The 23959-nt window shown below is 39.4% G+C and carries 21 protein-coding genes; 14 read left to right on the top strand and 7 right to left on the bottom strand.

The window, feature by feature from the left end:
• Positions 1-10: 10 nt before the first annotated feature.
• A complete protein-coding gene (locus BLW31_RS16975; protein ID WP_010535593.1) occupies positions 11-679 on the bottom strand; it encodes a BACON domain-containing protein in 669 nt (222 codons plus the stop codon).
• 85 nt (positions 680-764) lie between these two features.
• Positions 765-2321, bottom strand: coding sequence for a serine/threonine protein kinase (locus BLW31_RS16970; protein ID WP_010535592.1), 1557 nt, complete (start codon positions 2319-2321; stop codon positions 765-767).
• Positions 2322-2879: 558 nt separating this feature from the next.
• Here BLW31_RS16970 and BLW31_RS16965 point away from each other — a divergent pair.
• The 7 genes from BLW31_RS16965 (at position 2880) to BLW31_RS16935 (ending at position 10591) form a co-directional block, all read left to right on the top strand.
• A complete protein-coding gene (locus tag BLW31_RS16965; protein ID WP_010535591.1) occupies positions 2880-3326 on the top strand; it encodes a hypothetical protein in 447 nt (148 codons plus the stop codon).
• Positions 3327-3335: 9 nt separating this feature from the next.
• Positions 3336-4382 carry a hypothetical protein gene (locus BLW31_RS16960; protein WP_010535590.1) on the top strand — a complete coding sequence of 349 codons (1047 nt, stop codon included), beginning with the start codon at positions 3336-3338 and terminating at the stop codon, positions 4380-4382.
• 240 nt (positions 4383-4622) lie between these two features.
• A complete protein-coding gene (locus BLW31_RS16955; RefSeq protein WP_010535589.1) occupies positions 4623-6008 on the top strand; it encodes a BACON domain-containing protein in 1386 nt (461 codons plus the stop codon).
• Between the two features lie 74 nt (positions 6009-6082).
• Entirely contained in the window at positions 6083-6934 is an 852-nt protein-coding gene (locus BLW31_RS16950; protein ID WP_010535588.1) for a fimbrillin family protein, read from the top strand.
• 12 nt (positions 6935-6946) lie between these two features.
• Positions 6947-8893, top strand: a complete 1947-nt coding sequence (locus BLW31_RS16945; RefSeq protein ID WP_010535587.1) for a fimbrillin family protein — start codon at positions 6947-6949, stop codon at positions 8891-8893.
• A gap of 50 nt (positions 8894-8943) precedes the next feature.
• Complete coding sequence (locus tag BLW31_RS16940) at positions 8944-9696, top strand: LytR/AlgR family response regulator transcription factor (protein WP_010535586.1); 753 nt, start codon at positions 8944-8946, stop codon at positions 9694-9696.
• A 211-nt stretch (positions 9697-9907) separates the two neighbouring features.
• Positions 9908-10591 (top strand): energy transducer TonB, encoded by a 684-nt coding sequence (locus BLW31_RS16935; RefSeq protein WP_010535585.1) that lies wholly within the window; start codon positions 9908-9910, stop codon positions 10589-10591.
• Between the two features lie 119 nt (positions 10592-10710).
• Here the strand turns inward: BLW31_RS16935 and BLW31_RS16930 are convergent, their stop codons facing one another.
• Positions 10711-11703, bottom strand: a complete 993-nt coding sequence (locus BLW31_RS16930; RefSeq protein ID WP_010535584.1) for a FimB/Mfa2 family fimbrial subunit — start codon at positions 11701-11703, stop codon at positions 10711-10713.
• 116 nt (positions 11704-11819) lie between these two features.
• Here BLW31_RS16930 and BLW31_RS16925 point away from each other — a divergent pair, with 116 nt between their 5' ends.
• From BLW31_RS16925 to BLW31_RS16915, 3 genes are all read left to right on the top strand, one after another.
• Positions 11820-12443 (top strand): hypothetical protein, encoded by a 624-nt coding sequence (locus tag BLW31_RS16925; protein WP_022300888.1) that lies wholly within the window; start codon positions 11820-11822, stop codon positions 12441-12443.
• A gap of 51 nt (positions 12444-12494) precedes the next feature.
• Positions 12495-13058: a cob(I)yrinic acid a,c-diamide adenosyltransferase gene (locus BLW31_RS16920; RefSeq protein WP_010535582.1), complete on the top strand. Its 564-nt coding sequence runs from the start codon at positions 12495-12497 to the stop codon at positions 13056-13058.
• Positions 13059-13129: 71 nt separating this feature from the next.
• Positions 13130-13351, top strand: coding sequence for a DUF2795 domain-containing protein (locus tag BLW31_RS16915; RefSeq protein ID WP_002558131.1), 222 nt, complete (start codon positions 13130-13132; stop codon positions 13349-13351).
• Between the two features lie 81 nt (positions 13352-13432).
• Here the strand turns inward: BLW31_RS16915 and BLW31_RS16910 are convergent, their stop codons facing one another.
• From BLW31_RS16910 to BLW31_RS16900, 3 genes are read right to left on the bottom strand one after another with little or no spacing between them, the layout of a single operon-like run.
• Positions 13433-14620, bottom strand: a complete 1188-nt coding sequence (locus BLW31_RS16910; protein ID WP_022300889.1) for a porin — start codon at positions 14618-14620, stop codon at positions 13433-13435.
• A 15-nt stretch (positions 14621-14635) separates the two neighbouring features.
• The gene (gene ansB / locus BLW31_RS16905) at positions 14636-15694 is read right to left on the bottom strand and encodes an L-asparaginase 2 (RefSeq protein WP_010535580.1); all 1059 of its coding nucleotides are present in this window, start codon (positions 15692-15694) and stop codon (positions 14636-14638) included.
• A gap of 29 nt (positions 15695-15723) precedes the next feature.
• Entirely contained in the window at positions 15724-17034 is a 1311-nt protein-coding gene (locus BLW31_RS16900; RefSeq protein ID WP_010535579.1) for an anaerobic C4-dicarboxylate transporter family protein, read from the bottom strand.
• A gap of 177 nt (positions 17035-17211) precedes the next feature.
• On the opposite strand from BLW31_RS16900, the gene BLW31_RS16895 reads away from it, so the two are divergent.
• On the top strand, positions 17212-18645 hold the full coding sequence (locus BLW31_RS16895; protein WP_010535578.1) for an aspartate ammonia-lyase: 1434 nt from the start codon (positions 17212-17214) through the stop codon (positions 18643-18645).
• A 113-nt stretch (positions 18646-18758) separates the two neighbouring features.
• Here the strand turns inward: BLW31_RS16895 and BLW31_RS16890 are convergent, their stop codons facing one another.
• Positions 18759-20210 (bottom strand): calcineurin-like phosphoesterase C-terminal domain-containing protein, encoded by a 1452-nt coding sequence (locus BLW31_RS16890; protein ID WP_010535577.1) that lies wholly within the window; start codon positions 20208-20210, stop codon positions 18759-18761.
• A gap of 260 nt (positions 20211-20470) precedes the next feature.
• Between BLW31_RS16890 and BLW31_RS16885 the strand changes: the two genes are divergently transcribed.
• The 3 genes from BLW31_RS16885 (at position 20471) to BLW31_RS16875 (ending at position 23800) form a co-directional block, all read left to right on the top strand.
• Positions 20471-21841, top strand: a complete 1371-nt coding sequence (locus BLW31_RS16885; RefSeq protein ID WP_010535576.1) for an FAD-dependent oxidoreductase — start codon at positions 20471-20473, stop codon at positions 21839-21841.
• A gap of 280 nt (positions 21842-22121) precedes the next feature.
• Entirely contained in the window at positions 22122-23087 is a 966-nt protein-coding gene (locus BLW31_RS16880) for an SMI1/KNR4 family protein (RefSeq protein WP_010535575.1), read from the top strand.
• A 137-nt stretch (positions 23088-23224) separates the two neighbouring features.
• Positions 23225-23800 carry a porin family protein gene (locus tag BLW31_RS16875; protein WP_010535574.1) on the top strand — a complete coding sequence of 192 codons (576 nt, stop codon included), beginning with the start codon at positions 23225-23227 and terminating at the stop codon, positions 23798-23800.
• Positions 23801-23959: the final 159 nt, after the last annotated feature.

Raw genomic sequence — 23959 nt, 5'->3', positions numbered from 1 at the left:
TTTAATCATCTTAAAATATACCTCCTTTTTTCTGTGAGAGGATGGCGGAAGAAATTTCTCCTCCTTTTGTCTTTACTATCAAAGTTCCTTCTTTGGCTTTTTTGGTTTTAGCTACTTTTAGAATCAGTTTGTCACTGTCCTTTGCTATGACTTCGCACCAACTTGGAATATTTATTACTTCCCATTCAGTATTCGTCTTTATTGGTAATTCTTTAATTTCGCCTTTGGAACCGAACTCCAATTTGTCCAATGCTATATTGATGAATTCTTTTTGACCGCTTTGAACGACCTTGACTGTTTCTTCCATTTTCCCGTTGCTAATGGTAACAGTGGCTTTACGTTCTGAAGTCAGTTGGTTTATTTCACAACTTACAGATAAGTTTTTTCCATGAGGAATCACTTTACACCAGTTTGAATCTGAAGTTGCCGTCCATTCTTCCGGAGCACTATCTACTTTGATGTATTCGGCCTTTGTCGTCTCATAGCCAAATCTTACAGAATCTGGGGTAATGGCAAGTCTGGTAACTTCGATGACAGGGGCAGGAGTGGACTTGGGAGCCGGTTTGAGTTTCTCCTCGCATTCCTTAATCTTACTTTTGCAATCCTGCTCCAGTTTGCTGTCGCATTTCATTGCTGCTTTAAAGGACTTGATAGCTTCCCTGTATCTTCCTTTTTTCATGCTTGTCTCCCCTTTTTTGTAAATGGCGGCACACTGCCCCCATGTACTTATTGGCATAGCAAGAGCGAAGACTAGAATTAGTAACTTAATGCATTTCTTCATTGTTATTGTTGTCTATATTTATATATGGTTCTATTTTCTTTGCACGATTTTCGAAAACTTCAGCTGCTTCTATTTGGTCATACTCTTTCATTCTCATGGTATCTGCTTTTAGTATAAAAAGATTGTATGCAGAATCTAATATAATTTCTACTTGCTTTATTTGATCTTCTGCATTCATATATACTCCCTTAGAAATGGAATCTTTGTAGTGATTTACTTCACGATACTTCTTGATAGCATTTATATAGAAATCTTCAAAAACGGAGTCATTATTCTGTCTTAAAGTATCTATTTTATCTCGAAAGATGTTACCTTGGCTTTTGTAATTATTGCCTTCTTGAATGATTGTCATACAGATGCTATCGTTAATATTGGTTTTTAAAGTCGTTTTTTGTTTTGGCTCTGGCTCCGGTTCCGGTTCTTTTCCGCTTGTTACTAGATAGATAGTAACAATGGTTGCACATATAATGATTATAGCCGCAATAATAATGAGTTTGCGATGCTCTCTTTTAAACAGCGTAGCAACTCTCTTTTTTATATCGGATGATTGCATAACAGGAAATTCTGCATCAGAATGAATGGATGAGGACTCATGATTATCCTTTAATTCAAATGAAGAATTTTCTTGCCCTTCTGGAGTTTGAATTTCATTTATCTCATCTTTTGATGAAAGATCAGAGGTCGTTTGTTGTGAACTTTGTATATTGAGAGGCACCGAGTTACCATTGATATGCTGGAAGGCATAATCAGCGATTTGTCTGGCAGTAGGTCTGTCCCATGTGTTTAGAGCAAGACATTTATAAACGATCTCCTTAAGCTCTTGTGAATACTCCTCATTATTGATAAGTGGAATATCGGCACCGTTTTTCTGCAACAGACCTCCATGATCACCATAGGGAGGTAACCCCGTTAGCAGTTCGTACATTGTCGCCCCTAATGACCAGATATCACTTGCCATAATAGGGGCAGGGGATGGACCGAAACGTTCGGGTCCCATGTAAGCTAATGTGCCTCCACTTAGTTCTTGCCCTTGATTTCTACGTAATGTACTTCTAATTCGTGTACTGATTCCGAAGTCGGTTATCATATACCCGTTTTCATCATTAATTAAAATATTATCAGGTTTTATATCTTGATGAATAACAGGAGGAAGCTTTGCATGAAGATAGGCTAGTCCTTCGGCAACATCATGAAGTAGATGCCAACTTTCGGTTTCTGTGATTCGATTATTGTCAGTGAGGTATTTGAATATAGACCCGTTTTTGCAGAAGGGCAGAATCAGATATGGCATTCGCTCCCAACAATCATAGTAAGTAGGATGTAATAAATTGGTATGATTAATATCAAATACTAAAGAAAATTCTTGTGTAAAGAGAGAAATCCCGGCATCGTCAAGCCCCATACCCGGCGCATATATTTTAATGGCTACTTTAACATCTGTGAGTTTATCCAGTGCTAACCAAACTTCTGAAAAACCACCTCTTCCTAATTGTTTGAGTAGTTCGTATCTATCTGCTATAACTTGTCCTGTGTCTAACATAAAGCTTATAGATTAAATGGAAAGATATCTTTTTTTACAGAGGTAGTCTCTCCATGCATAATTTATTAGTTTGTCTTAATTAGTGCTTTTTATTAAGTATGTGAGATTGTCGGTATTAGATAATCACATAACAATATATGCAAAGTAATAAATAAAAAAGTGAATAAAAAAATGGTGAAAAATAGGTGTTGAACTAAAATGCGATAATATGATCTATACTGCAAAATATAATGCTATGCTGTATATTTTTGTTTTATGTTTTGCTGACTGAAACCTAAAATGCTGTTTATATTGTGTTCTAAAACTGTATTAAGTTTGAAATATATAAGTGATTTCTACCAATATCTAGATGTGAAAGTGGTAATCTGTCCGAGAGTATCTGAAATCATATCTTATGTTAGACATTGATATAATTTATTGCCCGTTTAAGCACGAATTTCATTCAATTAGTCGTTCGAAACGACCTGATAATCATATTTCGCATTTATTGTGTTTTTTTTATTTTATCCAGTTTCTTATCTTTGCCAATAGTAATCAATCTATATACACATTCAAAACATGAAAAAATATTGTATTTTTCTATGTCTGTTTATCATACTGTTACTGTGTGGTTGTAGCGAAGATTCTGATGAAAGCAAATCAGCTAATGGATATTGTCCTTTCCAATTAGAAGGAAAGACTTTGCTACTGAGAAATAATGATGCTACAATCAAACTTTCCGCAGAACATTTCAAATCAGGTGTCGTAGTTAATAACGTGACAGTTGATTATGAAAAATACCCTCCATCTTATTCTTATGTAATAACAAATAAAAACCAAGCTGCCTATTATTTGGAAGCTACAAAAAAGACATATATTCCATATTATGGGACATATAATTATGGGACTTTTAAATTTGATATAGATTTAGTTTTTATCTCAGAAATAGCAGGTACATATTCTGGAGTTCAAACTAACGCAAACAATAAGAAAACAACAATAACAGGGACATTTACAATAAAATAACCTATAGATATGAAAACTTTATTGACAATTTTAGTGATATCATTTAGTCTTATTTTAAACTCCTGCAGTAATAAAGATGATAGTAGTGAAAGTTTAGGCTATGCGCCAGAAACACTGATTGGAAAAAGTCTGAACTTATCTTCAGGTCCAAATTCAATTGCTTGGGCTCTCTCTTTTTTCTCTAATGGAGTGATATCAATGATTCCTTCCGATACATCCTGGAAAATAGAAGATACATATTATATATATAGAAAGACAAGTGAAAACAGAGCAGAATTAACTATAGAATACACGATTCGTATAATTGATAAAATGGTTGCTCATTGTTATGAAGTGGAACTTTTGTTTACTTCAGAATCTGAAGGTACTTATAAAGGCTATGATGAATGGGAGTCTGATGGAAAGGAGGATAGTAACTCTTTGAATGGAAATTTTGTTGTAGGTACTGGAGGTACGCAGAATCCAGAAGATATTATGAGCGACGAATCAGAAGAATTATATGTTTATTTAGGATCTGCAAATATATTTCCTAATAGAGCTTCGTTAAGTATATCTTACACAAATCCGGATAAGTATCAAACTGCTGATAGTTACCTAACTGCTGGTATATGTTATGGAAAGTCACCACACCCTACTATTTCAGATAAAACTACTTCACAAAAAATGATTGATACATATTATCGTACTGTCAATCTTTCCGAATTGGAACTTGGTACAGTTTATTATTTGAGACCATATACAATGAACAATAACAAGGTCACTTATTATAAAGAGACATCAATTGAAACAGTGGGAAAGAATATTAAACTTAATTTAGAGCGTCTTAATGGGAATACAATTAGACTTTCATATTCAATTAATAAATCTAGTACATATAATGTAACTTTGAATGTGGTTAAGATGGTTACTCCTGATGCTATAGAAGCTGCATATCAATTGAAAGACTTTGGCTATAAAACAAAAGGAGATTTTGAAACTGCAACCTACACTTATTCTGGTAGTTGGGGACAATATGATTATTTTAGCTTACATGCAATTGAAAAAAAGAGAATATAACCATTTTCTATCGATCTAAATTTTTATACTCTGACGGATTCCATGGTTAAGTAGTGAATATTTACGGTTATAATAAATATATATATGGAACTATTGATGCTAATTATCTTGTTTTTAAAAGAAAAGATATTTATATCGATGGCTAATTTAGTATAGTCCCCATAGTTTTTCATATAAATTAAATTCAGTTACATTAAAACAGTATGATCTGGGACTGCATACACACAAAACAATGAGCATATGAAACGAAATTATTTGCTAACATTCATTCTTGCGCTTGTTATAGCAAGTTGCGGAGGTAGTGACGATGATGAAGCGGAAACACGATTGGCAGTGTCTTCTAATGTATTTACCCTTTCTTCGGACGGAGATTCGCAAGTATTGAAAATCCAAAGTAATGTCTCATGGCTTATAACCGGAGCTTCGGGATGGTTGTCTTTATCCAGTTCATCGGGTAAAGGAAATGCTTCTGTTGTTTTAACAGCTCAAGAGAACAAAGATATAGATGAACGTAAATGTACACTTATGGTACAAAGTGAAAGAGGCGAGATTTCTGAACCTGTATCTGTAGTGCAGCAAGGGGTTTCTGTGTCCCTGTCTGTTGATGTGAAAGAAATTAATCTTGTAGAAGCGGGAAAAGAACAAGCATTCAATATCACTTGTAATACTGCGTGGAGTATTAGTGGAGTGCCCGAATGGCTGACTGTATCTTCAACAAACGGGGTAGGAAATGCTAGTATCAAAGTTTCAGCAAACAGTTTCAATAACTCACCTGCTGATCGGGATGTTACACTCAATATATCCTCGTCAGGTGTCTCTTCTCAATCAGTGAAAATTATTCAGAAAGCCGGCTTGGCAGCAGGAAGTAATGTGACAGCTCAAACTGTTGTTGTGTTGAGCGATTGTTTTGCTACAGACTTTGAGTATGGCAACAATGTAACATATTTCTATGCTGTGGTGTTTGAAGCTTCATTCATTGAAAGATATACAGATGAAGAAATAATAGATGTTATGAAGACAGATGAAAACCGCTGTACACCTAATGATAATTATGTAATTTCGTTCTATGGTCTGGAGCCTCAAACTAAACACGTTTTGTTCCTCTTAGGATTTAATAAGGACGGTGAACGAGGGGAACTTATAAGGAAAGAAATCACGACGAAATCTGGAAAAAATCAACCAATGGCATATGTTGATAATGTTACATATGATGCTAAGACTAATAAGTGGTGTTGGGAAACAACCATTGGCGCTTATTCTACTAAATATTACCAATGGGTTTTAGAATATAATCCTGCTTTTTATGGTTCCGGTAAGGATGCTTTTGTTGCTTGGACTTTTTCAAAGAAAATAAAAGAAGGAGTTTTTACCCCAATTTTGCAATCAAGCAGTTGGACGTACACTAGAACAGCTGGTGTAACACAATTTCAAACTGTAACATGGGGGGTTGGACAGGACGGAGAATTGGGTGGCACTATTGAAAATACATGCTGGATTCTTAACTCTAATGGTGTAAAGAATGTAAACGAAAGTAATAGGAATACAGCAAAAGGCATTGCTCATATCGGTATGATTGTAAATGAAAACACCTTGTTTAAAGGAGCAACTATTACTCGTATTCGTTAATTAATAAATAATGTTTTCAGGAACAAGCCTTAATCTTATAAGGCTTGTTCTTCTTTATTTTAGATCTAATAATTATGAAAACGGTTATATACTTGCAAACTCTGATTGTTATTCTATTGTTTTTATTCCATTCGTGTAGTAGTGGAGAAGTTGATAAATGCGATAAAGAAATAATAACCTTTCTTCCTGCTGTCAGTGTATCCACACGTTCGACTATGGAACGAGGATTTGAAGAAGGAGATAAAATTGGAATTTTCCTATTTGATCAGAACAAAGCTGCAAAGTGGAAATATGGTAGCGAATGTTGGGTAAGTAATATTCCCGTTGAATATAAAGGAAGTGTTGGCTGGGATTCTGAGATGCAACTGTATTGGCAAAAAGTTCCCTATACACTTATGGGGATAGGATATTATCCCTATGCTAGCAGTACATTAGATAAAGACTTCACAAACGTTTACTTTCAGCTTCCGAATGATCAAAGTAATCGGAAATTATTAAGACAAAGTGATTTCTTATGGGCTTCTACTACAGATATTATTTATGAGAAGTACAATGGAGGGATTCCTTTATTATTCAATCACTTGTTCAGTAAATTAACTGTTTCATTCATAAATACTACTTCTATTGCAAACAGTGATATGAAGAATGGGGTACAAGTGACCAATGTCTATAATAGAGCTATCGTTAATCTAGTTACCAGAGAAGTGAGCTATGAGTCAAGTATATCACCACAGGTTATTCAAATGTATTATGACGAAAATAGGCAAACAGCTGAGGCTATAATCATTCCGCAAAGCGTTCCGGTCGGACAGTGGATTAATTTCAAATATAAAGGTCGTTTTTACCATTATCAATTGCAAGAGCCTCTTATATTAGAAAGTGGAAAGGAGTATAAGATAACAATAGATTTATCAACTGTCCAATAAAATGAATGATATATGAAACGCATTGATTTATCTGGCTTACGTACCTTAGTAATGTTGCTTGTTCTGGCAGCTTGTTCTACAGAACACGAAGAAGAAAGAATATACTTTGAAATCAGTCAATCTATATCTAATGGATTTCAGTCAACTGATGGAAAACCACAAGATTCAAGTATTTCTTTTAATACAGGAGATATTATCGGAGTATTTTTAACAGAACAAGGTAGTCAGCTCTCTACTGACAGCTATTTATATAATCAAGCTTGTATTTTTGACGGCAATCAATGGTCACTCGGTAAGCGGTTTTCATTCCCTGCTGAGAATAAAGGTCAGAAAATGAGGATGGTAGCTTATTATCCATTTATGCAGCCATTAGTAAACGCTGTTCTGCCATTTGAAGTTGCAACTCTGCAAAATAATGCGAATAAACAGAAAGAAAGCGATTTGTTATTTGCCGAACAGGAATACATTATATCTGAAGCAGCGGTTGATATTCATTTTTCTCACTTGATGTCACAAGTTACATTTCAAGTGGATTATGCCAATGGGATATCAGATGTTTGTTCCAATATATATCTGAAAGCGTGCAACCAATGTTCATTAAATTTGGAAAATGGTGCGGTAAGTACTCATGGAACCGTAACGAGTATTGAAGCTATGAAATTAAAAGAGGAAACCTCTGATAACAGTTCAAGGCGATTTTCACTTTTAATTCCGCCTCAGCATCTTTCTGATGAACAAGCCATAGAATTGAAGATTAATGAGAGTCCTTTTTTTATAAAACTAGACCAAACTTTTGATTCCGGAGTACATTATATTATGCATCTTACTGTTTTGGGAGACAGGCAGGTTACATTGAATGGCGTTAGTGTAGCTAGCTGGGAAAGCGTCAATGTGACGCAAGGCAGCCTTTATTCTCCCGAAACCTATTCGACAGGAGATGTTATCGTATATCAGAAAATGAGGGAAAAACATCCGGTAACTCTGGTTGTAACAGGTGATGGATTTACCACCAATGAATTAGCGCCTAATGGCTTGTTTGAAAGTAGTGCACGTGAAGCTTTAAACTGTTTATTCTCTGTAGAGCCATATAAATCATATCGTGAATATTTCAATGTTTATATCCTTCCTACTGTTTCAGAAGAAACTGGTGCGGGAAATACGGATACGGGAAAAATGAGAAACACCTATTTTAAAACAAGTTGGGGAAACAATTACTCGGACATGCAAGTAAAAGATTATAATGAGATTTTCGATTTCGTGAGTTCTACCTGTCCGGATATCATAGAGAATAAAACGTCTATTGATAAAGTTCCTGTTTTTCTTTTAGTTAATGATTCACGCTATGGAGGTATATGTTGGATATGGAATAACGGATTAAGTTACGCTATTATTCCGCTGACAGAAGGGAATCTTCAATGGTCTGGAAATTCTAGTATTGGTATAAGTACTGGTGACTGGAAAAATGTTTTTGTACATGAAGGTGGAGGACATGGCTTTGGTAAACTATTAGATGAATATCATTATAACGATAGCCCAAACTATACAGCTGAGTCAATTGAAAGCCAGGCATGGGAGGTTCCCCTTGGTCTGAACCTTACGACAGATTTTAATAATACTAAGGGTAGCGTCTATTGGAAGCACTTGCTGAATGATTCCCGGTATCCCCGCACAGGCTTTTTCGAAGGAGGGATGGGCTATAAGAGTGGTATCTGGCACTCTGAAATTACAAGTTGTATGGATGATAACCGTCTATATTTCAATACAATATCGCGTCAGCTGATTGTAGAGAGAATTAAAACAATAGCTGGTGAGCCATTTGTATTAGAAGAGTTCTTTGCAAAGGATATAAATTATGATCCGTTGCGAGATTTTAATTCGTTTAAAACTTCGGATCAATATGGTATAAGAGAAAAAGCCAGGCAGGTGCCTCGTACACCGCATCCTCACTTGATGAAATAGTAACTGGATAAATATTATGGGAATATCCACCAGAAGAAAACACAGAAGATATGAATAAGTATAAAGTAGTTATAGTTGATGACGATGAAGTGGCTATTGGGAAGTTAAGCATTGAACTGAGAAGAAATCCATACTTTTCTTTAGATGGAACTGCCCGAAATGGTAAACAGGGAGAGAAACTTATTACCAAAATACAACCAGATTTGTTGTTTTTGGATGTGGAAATGCCGGATATGACTGGTTTGGATTTGCTACATGATCTGCATGACAACATTTCATGGGGTATGCGGGTGGTTTTCTATACAGCTTATGAAAAGTACATGATACATGCTATTAGAGAATCTGTATTCGATTATTTGTTGAAGTCTTTCGAGGGGCAGGAGTTGAAAAACATTCTTACGCGTTTTATGGCACAAATGGAAACAGAACCAAAAAAGGTATTGCCAATAGGAGCATCATTGTATATGGGGCAAACATTCATAGTATTTACACCAACTAATGATATGCGTGCCTTGCGTCCGGCTGAGATTGTTTTTTTTCGTTATTGCGCTGAACGTAAACAATGGGAGGTGATACTTAACAGTAAATTATCAGTGGTGTTACGACGTGGAATGACTGCCGAACAGATAATCAAATATTCGCCTTGTTTTGTTCAGATACACCAATCCTATATTATTAATATTGATTATTTGATGATTATAAAGGATAATAAGTGTATATTCTATCCACCCTTTGATAACGTGACAGAATTACTTCTTTCCAGGAAATATAAAAAAGAGTTGCAAGACAAATTTTGCTTGTGAACTGAGATAGTAAGGCAGAGTGCCATTTCATAAATTTTATCCAAAAGAAGGAAAAAGAATGAAATAAACAAGAAGCAAAGTTACATCCTATCCATAAAAATACTATATTTATTGCAGCTAGAGAGCACTTTAAGTAATGCTTAAGAAGGAAAACGAAAAGTAGTATATATGCTATATATTTTCTATTATTAATTACTTAAACACATTTTTTATGGAAGCCAAAAAATCAAAAAAGGCTGCAATTGAGAATCAAAGAGGTTCTTGGTTGTTGATGGGTTTGGTTGTTGCGCTTGCTTTCATGTTCGTATCGTTCGAATGGACACAGCATGATGTAAGAGTTGCGGCACTATCATCTGATGATGAATCCATCTTTGTAACGGAGCTCGTTCCAATCACATTCCCTGAAGAAAAACTGGAACCGCCCCCTCCACCGGAAACTAAAGTAACAGATTTGTTCGAAATAGTAGATGATACCGAAGAGGTGACGGATAATGTTTCAGTAGTACCAGACAATGTGAATGAACCTTACAAGGTTGTTTGGGTACCGCCAGTAGTGGAAACTGCAGAAGTTGAGGAAGATGTTATTCACGTAAGTGTAGAAATCATGCCTGAATTTCCTGGTGGTTCAGCTGAATTGCTGAAATATTTGAGTACTCATATCAAATATCCGACAATGTCTCAAGAGATGGGCTCACAAGGACGTGTAATTGTTCAGTTTGTTGTAGACAAGGACGGATCGATTACTAGTCCGACAGTTGTACGAGGGGTAGATGCTTACTTGGATAAAGAAGCTATCCGTGTGATAAGTGGAATGCCCAAGTGGAAACCCGGAGTACAAAACGGTAAGAAAGTTCGAGTAAAATATACTGTACCTGTAGTATTCAGACTACAGTAATTACTTGAAATAGATGATTAAAAGGGTCGGTCCACCGCGGGAGCCGGCCCTTTTTCTTGAAACTATCATTGTATTTAATCGCTGAAATCAGATTCTTTAATTGCTGAACTGTTCATCGATCAGTTCAAACTTGGCACCTCGATTGTTTCGCTCTCTTCCTGCCAATTGTCTATCGTAAAATTTCCGGTCTCCTCCTCCGAGAAGATGTCGCCTAAAGTTAATGTTAAGGTGAGCCGGGTATTTGCCTTCAGAGGAGCGCTCAATGTTTGCTTGAAGGTTTTTACAGTTCCATTCTTTAATGTAATAATTAGTTGGAATAGAGGGCTTGTAGCCGATGGGAATAACATGACAGTAGCATTGCTCATCTGTGTGCCATCTGTGGAAAGTACCAAAGGGAAGGTGACTGTTTTGGTTTGATTGACCGGCTCTGCGGTATACAAATTCAATTTCTCTGCAATACCTCCAATATTTACTTTCATGCCGGAGATGCTGGAGCTTAATATTCCGTTGTTTTTGTCTTTGACAATCACTTTCAAACCTGCGACTTTTCGTTTCATCGCTGCGTTTAACTCTTCCGTACCGATATTGGCGGGCTTCACCGCATAAACCAGATCGAAAACAGGATAATAGGTCGTATCAGGAAGGTTTTGCCGGAGCCCGAAATACTGCTGAGACAGATCGCCGCCGAGAGTCAGTTGCGGGTCCTTCACTGCCGGATTACTATAGATTGGTTCCTCATATTTAGGAGTTCCCCAATAAATCATATTGTATGTTCCTACAGGAAGTGAGATGGCACGTGCGGGGTTTCCAAGAGTGTTTCCGTCTTTTAAGGTGTACATACCGGGAAATGGAGTCAGTACATCTTCCACATAGTTTCCATAATAAATGGAAGTGCCTGCCTGGCAGGGATATACTTCTAATATTCCGCTCATCGGACTCTGCGCGTTATCCGGTGTATTGACCGTAGCGCGTACTGTCGGGCTGATAAGTTCATTATTTCCTTCTCCGCCATTATTCCCGTTGCCGCCTTCGACGGGCAACATCGGATTATCACTCGAGCAACCGGCGAAGATAGCTGCTGTCAACGCTGCCAGAAAGATTGTTTTCTTCATAATTCGGGTCAATTGTTTAGGTTATGATTCCCCCTTATAACATTTTTCTTCCGAATTGGTTCTATGCGATAAAAAAACATATCTTTGTGCTACGAATGAAAACGAATAATTGTTGTATGAATCTTCTACTTTGTTTAAAACGACCCTTTATCTGGCTTTCCCGTTTCCGCTATCGTTGTGGATATGGCGTACACTCGCCGTTTGCTTTTAGCTTGATTACAGATGTGATTTATGAAAAGATGCCTTATTATGCTTACTTTTCATTGAAAGAAGAACAGAAGAAGATGATAAAAGAACAGGGACGGTGCAAAGGAATACAAAAAGTCAACCGTTTCCTGTTCCGGCTGGTGAATAGAGTGCAGCCGGCTACTATTATAGAGGTGGGGCGGCCTTCCATATCTTCTCTGTATCTGCAGTCGGCCAAACCCACTGCCGGGTATCTTTTTGCTCCCGACCTGTCGGAGTTGTTTCTGGATGCTGGTGTTCCGGTTGATTTTCTATATCTGAATGATTATCAGAACTCTGAAATGCTGGAGGAGGTTTTTAAGGTTTGTGCACGCCGTACAACTTCAGAAAGTGTATTTGTCATTCATGGCATTCATTATTCTAAATCGATGAGGATGTTATGGGAACGGGTGCAAAAGGATGACAGGGTGGGAATCACTTTTGATTTGTATGATTTAGGTCTGCTTTTTTTTGATACAACAAAAATAAAACAGCATTATATTGTCAACTTCTGAGAAGCCTCATACGTTAATCTTATATATAGTAATAATGAAAAATAGACGTTTATGAAAAAGAGCCTTGTATATACAAAGACTGGGGACAAAGGAACCACCAGCCTCGTTGGCGGAAGCCGCGTGTCGAAGACCCATATCCGTTTGGAAGCTTATGGGACAATCGATGAATTGAACTCGCATTTAGGATGGTTACATACTTATTTGTTGGATGAGTCGGATCGGGATTTTATATTGGGCATACAGCACAAGTTGTTTGCTATCGGTTCGCATCTGGCAACCGATCAGGAAAAAACTCAGTTGAAGCCAGCCAGTATTATTACTTTAGAAGATATAGAACGCATTGAACAGGAAATTGATAAGCTGGATGAGCAACTTCCGGAACTCTGTGCCTTTATTATTCCGGGAGGAAGCCGCGGGGCAGCTGTTTGTCATGTTTGCCGTACTATCTGCCGGAGGGCTGAACGGCGTATCCTGACCTTATCCGAAACTTGTACAATATCTCCGGAAGTATTAGCTTTTGTCAACAGATTATCAGATTATTTGTTTGTTTTATCCCGAAAAATTAATTTTGATGAACAAAATAGTGAAATATTCTGGGATAATAGTTGGAAATGATAGATTTTATTATACTTTTGCCGGAAAATAAAAAATAAGAAAATTAGTATTCACTTTTAATACTCAAGATTATGTATTGGACATTGGAATTAGCATCAAAACTGGAAGATGCTCCCTGGCCGGCAACCAAGGACGAATTGATTGATTATGCTATGCGTTCGGGTGCTCCTCTTGAAGTTATAGAGAATCTGCAAGAGATGGAAGATGAGGGCGAAATCTATGAGAGTATCGAAGATATTTGGCCGGATTATCCTAGTAAAGAAGATTTCTTTTTCAATGAGGAAGAGTATTGATTTAGAAAAGAAACCGAACATATAAAAAATACCCGACAGCTGTTCAAAAACTGTCGGGTATTTTTTTATTTTGTGATGAGCTTAAAAGACCGGCATCTGCCAGATGAAACCTACAGAAATCCGGTTGGTACTGTAGTTTTCTTGTCCCAGCACTTTGGCACGCGAGGTGAAGTCGTAAGAACGCCCTACATAGGTTACGAAGAAATGCAGGTTTGTTTCCATCGGATAAAATTCGATACCTGCGAGATATCCCCAGGAAGTACGGTAGTTTCCTTTTTCTATTCCTTCGGAGGCTTTGGTTACAGAAGCCGTTTCATACATTCCTTTTACGAATGCATTCCATTTCGGGAGGAAACGGTAGTTACATTTGGCTACTACTGATAAATAGCCTGTGTCAAACGCATTATGTCCGCCCGGACGACCGACGATGTTTGTGATAATCCCTTTGCGGTCAATATCCTCTTTTGAGTACATAAAATCAATGAAAGCATTCCATTTTCCCAGATTCAATTCATTTCCTACGGCATAGTAATACATATTGTGGTCTTTGGCCTCGTTCATGACAGAAGCGGACCAGCGGGTTTTAAATACATTATTAAAATTGCCAACCCAGTTTAAGGTGTAGACCAATGGCATTTTTCCGGATTTCAAATCGGGAAGATTGCCTTCCGCATCCTCTGTGATGCCATAAGTGTTGTCGAAGGAACTGTTGCGGCTGTTCAATATCTGTAGATTAAGTTGCTGGTCCGGAGTCATATTATAACCGACATTCAGACCGGTCAGGAAGTTACTCATATAATCAATCATATCGCTGTATTGATAGACATCAATCGGATTCAGATCGAACTCAAAGCCGCCATAGTTGGCACTTTGCTTACCGGCAAACAGATTGAACTTATCATTGAGTTTGATGCCGATACCTGCCCAGTCGATGGAGGTCGGGAGGTTGTCTATCATGTTGTTTCCGTCGTTCGAACGGTTGAGGCGCTGGCGATAGCGGTAAGAAAGCCAGTTGTTGATATTTCCTTTTGCTTCGATGCGTAGTTGATGCATATTGAAGTCGCCTTCCTGAAATCCGTTCTGGAAATGAGCGTCGAAGCTTCCTTGCATATTCAGGTATAAGTTAAACTTATCCGTTTTCTTTTTTACATCTGTCAGTTTCTCAAAAAGGGGAGTATTGGGGGAGAATTTATCTTTCTTCTCTGTCGTTTGGGCATATATAGCCTGTATGCTACCCGCGAGGAGTAGCATAAGCATTAGTTTTTTCATAAGTTGGTCCGGTTTTTAGTATTCGTTAAAGTATTCCTGAATTTGTTTCCAGTCCGTGGCTTTGGTCAGTGCAAGCATTAACAGTACACGTGATTTTTGCGGATTCAGTTCCTGGGAAGCAACAAACTGATACTTGGCGTCATCTACTTCAGCATCGAGCGTGGTAGGACCTGTCGGTACACGAGAGGAGCGAACAACTACAATTCCTTTTCTGCGGGCGTCTATCAATGACGGGAATATATTTTTGTGGATATTGCCGTTTCCGACTCCTGCATGGATGATTCCTTTGTATCCATTGTTGAGGAATGGAGTCATTATATCAGCTTCGATATTAGAATAGCTGTATACGATACCGACCTTCGGTAATGAAGTAAGGCGTGTTACGTCGAATACCGATTGTGTGGTATGTTTCTTCAGAGTGATCTGGTTATAAAATACTTTTCCGTTCAGCACATATCCCAATGCACCGGAGTTAGGAGCTTGGAAAGTTTGTACATCGACTGTGTTCATTTTAACAACGCTTTCTGCACCCAGAATCAGACCATTCATGGCAACCAATACTCCTTTGTCTTTCGATTCTTTGGCGGCGGCAGTAACTACGGCATTATAAAGATTCAGCGGTCCATCAGCACTTAATGCTGTGGATGGACGCATGGCACCTACCAATATAACCGGTTTGTCACTTTTAACGGTCAGATTCAGAAAATAAGCAGTTTCTTCCATTGTATCCGTTCCGTGAGTGATCACGATTCCGTCGATATCCGGTCGTTTTAATAACTCATTAATTTTCTTGGCGAGTGTCAGCCAGACTTCGTCATTCATGTCCTGTGAACCGATTCTTACAATCTGTTCGCCGGTTACGTTGGCGATATCTTTAATTTCGGGGACTGCATCAAGCAATGCGCTGATAGCAACTTGCCCTGCCGTATAGCTGGTACCTGTAGCCGAGCTTCCCGTGCCGGCAATGGTTCCTCCGGTGGCAAGAATATGGATATTCGGTTTTGCGGCAAGTGCCATTGTTGCGGACAATAGTAGTGTGACTACTACCAGACCTAATTTCTTGAATTGTTTCATAACTGAAATGAGTTTAGGTTAATAATATATTAGAATATTTGTATAAAAAGTAGCCCTAAAGCAATAGCGACTACAGTAGATACCAGTCCGGGCATCATAAACGAATGATTCAACACATATTTGCCGATTTTTGTTGTCCCGGTGCGGTCGAAATTAATGGCTGCTACTACAGTCGGGTAGTTCGGGATAAAGAAATATCCGTTGACTGCCGGGAATAAAGCAATCAGCATATAGGGAGAAATTCCCAATGCAATGCCCAACGGCATCAATGCCCGTACGGTGGCTGCCTGACTGTATAACAGGATAGACATGACGAACAGTGCGATACCGAACAGCCATGGCATCTGGCGTACAACCCCTTCGATAGAAAGAGTCAGTTGTGCCATATTGCCCTGAAGGAATGTGTCGCCCATCCAGGCAATACCGAAGATGGCGATAACAGCCTGCATTCCGGCGGGGAATACAGAACCTTGCGTGGCCTTGATTCCATCCGTCTTGGTGACAATCAGGATGATGGCTGCCGCAGACAGCATGACGATTTCGATAATGGAAGACATGCCTAGTGTGACGATTTCGCCATCGATCAGGAAACTGGGGCGCATGCCTTCAAAAGACCCGAAAAGAACAATAAAGGCAGTCGCCAATATAAAGATGAGTACGGAAAGCATGGCAGAACGTTTGTTCCTGACATCTTTGATCTCTATCTTCTTATCATTGAAAAGACCGTCTTTCAGACGTTTCTGATATTCAGGGTCTTCTATCAGTTCTTTGCCGACTTTCATGGAGAATAAAGCACCTACCAACACACCTATGATCGTGGCAGGAATGGTTATTTTAAGTATATCGAACAAAGTGATGTCAAAGCCGGCCAATAATCCGAGTAAAGCTACCGTAGCAGCAGAAATGGGACTGGCTGTAATAGCTTGTTGTGAGGCGATCACTGCAATGCCGAGCGGACGTTCCGGACGAATCTTAGTTTCGGTGGCTACCTCTGCAATGACAGGCAATACGGAGTAAGCTACATGTCCGGTTCCGGCTATGAAGGTGAACAGGTAAGTTACCAGCGGACTGAGCAGTGTGACGTGTGAAGGATTTTTGCGCAGCAAATGTTCTGCTAGTTTCACCATATAGTCGAGTCCTCCGGCAGCCTGCATACAGGAGGCAGCGGAAATGACGGCGGCAATCATCAACATAACGTCGATAGGAGGTGCGGTGGGTTGTAAACCAAAGACGAACGTAAGTATTCCCAATCCTACTCCTCCCATGACACCGAGTCCGATGCCCCCAAGGCGTGCACCAATAATGATAGCTGTCAGAACAAATGCTAGTTGTAATATCATCGCTTGTTGTTTTAAGTTTCAAACAAAGATAAAAGATTTATCTTCGTTTTTTCTCTGTTTCTAAGATAAACAACAAAAAAGTTATTGAATAGTTTTTGCATATTTATTAAAACAATAACATCTTTCGCTGGTTATTATATCAACTAACGAATGTGTTATTGTTATAAAACAACCGATATGAAACAAGAATTATCAAAAAAAACTCGAACAGAGAGCGACTTGATAGGTAGTCGTGAAGTGCCCGAAAGTGCATTGTACGGAGTACAGACACTCCGTGGTATTGAAAACTTTCGCATCAGCAAGTTTCATTTGAATGAGTACCCTTTGTTTATTCAGGCATTGGCTATCACAAAAATGGGGGCTGCTATTGCCAACCGTGAATTGGATTTGCTGACGAAGGAACAAACGGATGCTATCCTCAAAGCCTGTAAAGAAATACTGGAAGGAAAGTATCGCGACCAGTTTCCGGTGGACATGATTCAGGGCGGAGCCGGAACTACTACCAACATGAATGCTAATGAAGTGATTGCCAATCGTGCGCTGGAACTGATGGGACATCAACGCGGAGAGTATCAATACTGCTCGCCTAATGACCATGTGAACCGTTCGCAGTCTACCAATGATGCTTATCCTACAGCCATTCATATTGGCCTGTACTATACACATCTTAAATTAGTGAAGCATTTTGAAACTTTGATTCAGTCTTTCCGTAAGAAAGGGGAGGAATTTGCGAATATAATTAAGATGGGGCGTACTCAACTGGAAGATGCCGTACCGATGACGCTCGGCCAAACCTTTAACGGATTTGCCAGCATTCTGGAACATGAAGTGAAGAATCTCGATTTTGCCGCACAGGATTTTCTGACGGTCAACATGGGGGCAACAGCCATCGGAACCGGAATTACCGCAGAACCGGGATATGCGGAGAAATGTATTGCTGCTCTGGGTAAGATAACAGGACTGGATATCAAATTGGCGGATGACCTGATCGGAGCTACTTCGGATACTTCCTGCATGGTGGGATATTCGTCAGCAATGAAACGCGTAGCTGTTAAAATGAATAAGATATGTAATGATTTGAGGTTACTGGCCTCCGGTCCCCGTTGCGGCTTGGGAGAGATTAATCTGCCTGCCATGCAGCCGGGATCTTCCATTATGCCGGGAAAAGTAAACCCTGTTATTCCCGAAGTGATGAATCAGGTCTCTTATAAGGTAATAGGAAATGACCTTTGTGTGACTATGAGCGGAGAAGCTGCACAGATGGAACTGAATGCAATGGAACCGGTGATGGCACAATGCTGTTTCGAATCTGCGGATTTGTTGATGAACGGTTTTGATACGCTACGTACTTTGTGTATCGATGGTATCACTGCCAATGAGGAGAAATGCCGTCGGGATGTACATAATAGTATAGGTGTAGTGACTGCACTGAATCCTGTCATTGGCTACAAACATTCTACCAAGATAGCCAAAGAAGCATTGGAGACCGGTAAGGGAGTGTATGAACTCGTATTGGAACATAATATTCTCTCTAAAGAGGATCTGGATACGATCTTAAAACCGGAGAATATGATTAAGCCGGTGAAACTGGATATTCATCCGAATCATTGATTGATATGAATAAAATGAGAGGTCAGCTCGAATCTACGGGCTGACCTCTGTGTTTTGTACCACTTGTGGAGTTATATGGTATTTGTATCAACCTTGTTAACAAGAACTGACCGTTATAGCTCAACTGTTTGACGGAAGCTTTGCCCGAAGCGGTTGGTCGCTGTAATTTCGATTTTCTTCACCTTGTCCGATGATGGACGTACACGGAAAAGATGCAGCGTATGGTAACCTGTCCCTTTTCCTTTCTTCATAGTGATGAAATCCTGATCCTCATCATCAAAAGCTTCCAGTACTCCTTTCTTTTCTATTCCGTCTTCGTAGTATTGGACAGTCCAGGCAGGATCATAATCCCATATATTGACTACCAGATACTCCGGCTGTGATTGAAACTCTCCCGGCTTGTATACACGAAATTGATAGTCCAGCGGGCGTCCGGTTGCTTTATATTGCCAGGAAATGTCATCTCCTTGTACATTAACCAGTAAATAGCCGTTTGGTGCTCCGCAACGGTTCACATGGCCTGCCCACCACGCGCCGCAGGCTGCACCTATATTATGCTCATAAATATCAGGAGTAATAATCCGGTTTTCGTAGAAATGGGTATGTCCGGAAAAAATATGCACCTTATAGCCTTTCAGTATCTCAAAGAGCTGGGCAGCATTGCGGGCATTACCTCCGCCCTTGTGAGAACGATTAGCGACAGGAGCATGCACGTTCAGTAACACCAGTGAACCGGGTTGGACATAACTGAGATCCTTTTTCAACCATTCAAGCTGTGCCGGAGTGAAGTTCTCTTCATATTTCTTTTGTCCGTGATAATCGATATCCTTCATTGAAATGATATGTACTTTTCCTACATTGAAAGAGTAGTCTGTAGGACCGAAGTTCTCGCCAAACGCATATTCACCCCATTCGTCCGGGTTTTGTGAATTGCTCAGTGCGGCATATTTCAAGTCAAAATCATGATTTCCGATGGTGTGGTACATTGTCAGGTTCAGTCCGGAGATTGCATCTTTGTAAGGTGTGAATAATTGCATCGCATCCCATACGATATCTCCCAGCATCATACCGTATACTTCTTTTTCATTGAGTGTACGTAAGGTCGCTTCCAGATCGGGTACGGTTTCCATACGAAAGCGCTCCAGTTGTTTCTGGTTTTTTACTTGTGGGTCGGAGATGGCTATGAAAGTAAAGTTGTCATCCGGAGCCGTCCTTTTCTCTAATTCGAAATCATGTCGGTTTGTCTTTTTTGATTGATCCAGTCGGGCATAGTATCCGGTAGGAAGTGCATTCTTAACTGTGGGTTGATAATCTGCCGGTACCGACACATACACAAACTTGGATTGGTTGAAGTCGGATGGAAGATAATAATATCCTTTTTCATCCGTTTGAGTGAAGTGAACTCCGTCGGTCACTACTACTCCGGAAATCGGACTTTTACGGGTATCGGTTACAATACCTTTTACTGTCATTCCTTTTTTGGAAGGAATGTTGGCTGCATAACTGCAAGCTATCGAGATAGATAACATTAGCAGGCAGGAAGATAAACATCTGACTTGTTTCATCTGTTCTTTTAATATGTTGTTTAACTTAATTAGATATGCAAAGAGAAAGGATTGAGATGAAGTGCAAATGACAATGAGATTACATCTTTGTATCTTCTCTTCTTTTTGTTGAAAACGAAGTTATTTAACTCTTCGCGGGAACAATTGCCAATTCATCCGGTAAAATGGTTATTGATAGTCTCTCGGAAAGGTGCGACCTTTGCAAATGTCAATGAGATACTGACATTAATAAGATAATTTCTAATTAAAGATATATAGATATGAAAGCATTTGATGTTATTATTATTGGTTTCGGCAAAGGTGGGAAGACTCTTGCGGCTGAATTTGCAAAGCGCGGACAGAAAGTTGCTGTTATAGAACGTTCTGATAAGATGTATGGTGGTACGTGTATCAATATTGGCTGTATTCCGACTAAAACATTGGTGCATCAGGCGAAAATCGCTTCCGGTATGGTGGGAGTCACTTTTGAAGAAAAAAGTGAGTTTTACCGTAATGCTATTGCTGTGAAAGATTTTGTGACGGGTATACTGAGAAACAAGAACTACCATAACCTAGCGGATCATCCGAATGTGACGGTTTATACAGGTATGGGCTCTTTTCTTTCTGCAGATACCGTTGCTGTTCGTACCGCTACGGAAGAGATAGTATTGACATCCAAACAAATCATAATCAATACAGGTGCGGAAACTGTGATTCCGTCTATTGAAGGAGTTGTGGATAATCCTTTTGTATATACCAGTACTTCAATCATGGAACTGACCGCTCTTCCACGTCATCTCGTCATTGTCGGCGGTGGTTATATCGGGCTGGAATTTGCGTCTATGTACGCCTCTTTCGGCTCTCAGGTAACGGTACTGGAGAGCTATCCCGAACTGATAGCCCGTGAAGACCGCGACATTGCCGCAAGTGTGAAAGAAACGTTGGAGAAAAAAGGGATTGTTTTCAAGATGAACGCGAAGGTGCAGTCTGTGAACCATACATCAGAAAAAGCAATGGTTGCTTTCACTGATTCGCAAACAGATGAGGCATTTGAACTTGAAGCCGATGCCGTGTTGTTGGCTACAGGGCGCAGGCCTAACACGAAAGAGCTTCATCTGGAAGCTGCCGGAGTAGAAGTGGATGCACGTGGAGCTATCATTGTAGATGAATATTTGAAAACAACGAATCCCCGAATACGCGCGGTGGGTGATGTGAAAGGTGGTTTGCAGTTTACTTATATTTCATTGGATGACTATCGGATTATCCGGGAAGATTTATTCGGAAAGGCGGAACGAAAAACAAGTGATCGTGATCCGGTCAGTTATTCCGTATTTATTGATCCGCCTTTGGCCCGTATTGGTTTGAATGAGGAGGAGGCCCGTAAGCAGAATCTCGATATTATCGTAAAGAAGTTACCTGTTATGGCGATACCGAGAGCCAAGACTTTGGGAGAAACAGACGGTTTGTTGAAAGCTGTCATTGATAAGAATACAGGAAAGATATTGGGTTGTATGCTGTTTGCACCTGACTCCAGCGAAGTTATTAATATCGTCGCCCTCGCCATGAAGGCAGGGCAGGACTATACCTTCCTGCGCGACTTCATTTTTACTCATCCCAGCATGAGTGAGGCATTAAATGATTTGTTTTCGTAATAGTATAAACCGTTTGCCCCAGTCGTACCACTAAGTGCATCTCACTGGTACGACTGGGTATACTTGTTCTTACATAAAATCCTCCCCCTCGTCCGGCCTTGATGAAGCATTGAAGTTAGATATTTGCATCTTCCCATTTTCTCTCTGTTTTTCAAAGTACTCGTAAAAAAATGAAATAAATAAAGGAAACAAATTGATGATGTTTGTTTTTTTGTATATTCGTGAAAAGTGGTAAACACACAAAGCAAAACTCAAAGAATACAAATTAAAAACAGCGATTATGAAAAACAGGACTTTTGAAGATTTTGATTTTACGGACTTTTGGGATGATGACGAATATGCAAAGAATGGATATATTGGTGAATTCCCTACGGAAGAGATGATAGAAGAAGTAGAACGCGAACTGGGATATAAACTGCCCGAGTCCTATATCTGGTTGATGAAACAGCATAACGGTGGAATACCTTTCAATGTCTGTTTTCCTTGTGATGAACCGACTAGTTGGGCGGATGATCATGTGGCTATTACCGGCATTATGGGAATGGACAAGGATAAGATGTATTCTCTTTGCGGACAACTCGGAAGTCGTTTCATGATTGAAGAATGGGGGTATCCGGATATTGGAGTGGCTATTTGCGACTGTCCTTCTGCCGGGCATGATATGATTTTCCTTGATTATCGGGAGTGTGGTCCGCAGGGAGAACCGAAAGTCGTTCATGTCGATCAGGAGAATGATTATTATATCACTTTGCTGGCCGATAACTTTGAAGATTTTATTCGTGGACTTGTCAACGAAGAAGTGTTTGATACGTTGGAAGAAGATGAAAGGAAAGAGTTGGAAAAAGTTCGTACCGCAGCTTTCTCGCCACTTCTGTCTGATTTATGCTCGAAGTGTGATAATCCCGTCGATACGGAACGATGGATTCGTAAAGTATCGGAAGAAATCGTAACTGATAAAGGATTCTTTGCACTTCATGCCGATACACGCTCCTATATGCTTTACGACATTCAATTATGGCTTTATACCAATGTCTATCCCGATACTACGGAAGAAGATTATTTATCTGCCTATAAAAAAATAATAGCCTTGGACGGTGAATTTAGTACGGGAGGATATGCTCCGGATTTTATTACTGACTGGCTGACGCGACGTAAGGAGAGCGGTATTATTACTTGCAATAATGGTATTGTTTCAATGACGACGGGAGCAAAGGAAACCTTACTGGCTGACCGGGATAAGATGTGATTCTTGATTGGTAAATATAAAGGTACAGGGGCAGGATTGGATGAACAACAATGTCTCTGAAACGAACAAAGAGCAATAATTTGTGTTTATTTATTATAAATATATATCTTTGTCCCGAATTATAAACACGTAAATTTATGAAAAAGATTTTTGGTGCTTTAATGATTGCCGTATGTATCGGTATGGCAATGCCTGCCCAGGCACAATTGCATTTTGGTGTAAAGGGTGGTTTGAACTTGTCTAAAGCAAGCTTTTCAGATGTGAAGACAAACTTTAAAAAGGATAATTTTACAGGCTTCTTTATCGGTCCGATGGCGGAGTTTAATATTCCGGTGGTAGGACTGGGAGTAGATGCGTCTTTGCTTTTTGCTCAGAGGGGTATAAAGATCTCTGACGGGGGCGAAGAAGCTACTGTTAAGCAGAACGGTCTTGATATTCCGGTCAATTTGAAATATAATATTGGTTTGGGAAGCCTGTTAGGTCTTTATGTGGCTGCCGGTCCTGATTTTTATTTCGACTTTGAAAAGACATCAAAGGTTGATAAGAAGAAAGCGGAAGTAGGCATTAATGTCGGTGCAGGTGTGAAGTTGCTGAATCATTTACAGGTAGGTGCCAACTATAACATTCCGTTGGGTAAGACTGCTAGTTTTGAGGATGTTGAAGGTTCATACAAGACCAAGACTTGGCAAGTATCCGTTGCTTATATTTTCTAAGCAATCTGTTACTTTATATACTATCAAAGAAAGAGCTTCTGATCTAAGGAAGCTCTTTTTTGTTCCGGGATTTTGTGCAAAGTGTCAGCCGGTGAATCTGAATTTATTTTCTCAGATTCTTGTTCTCAGGCAATTTTTCTTTTCAGTGTTCTTCTTTCC

The organism is Bacteroides faecis MAJ27 (assembly GCF_900106755.1).
GTDB classification, from domain to species: domain Bacteria; phylum Bacteroidota; class Bacteroidia; order Bacteroidales; family Bacteroidaceae; genus Bacteroides; species Bacteroides faecis.
This window is presented reverse-complemented; position numbering and strand designations above follow the sequence as displayed.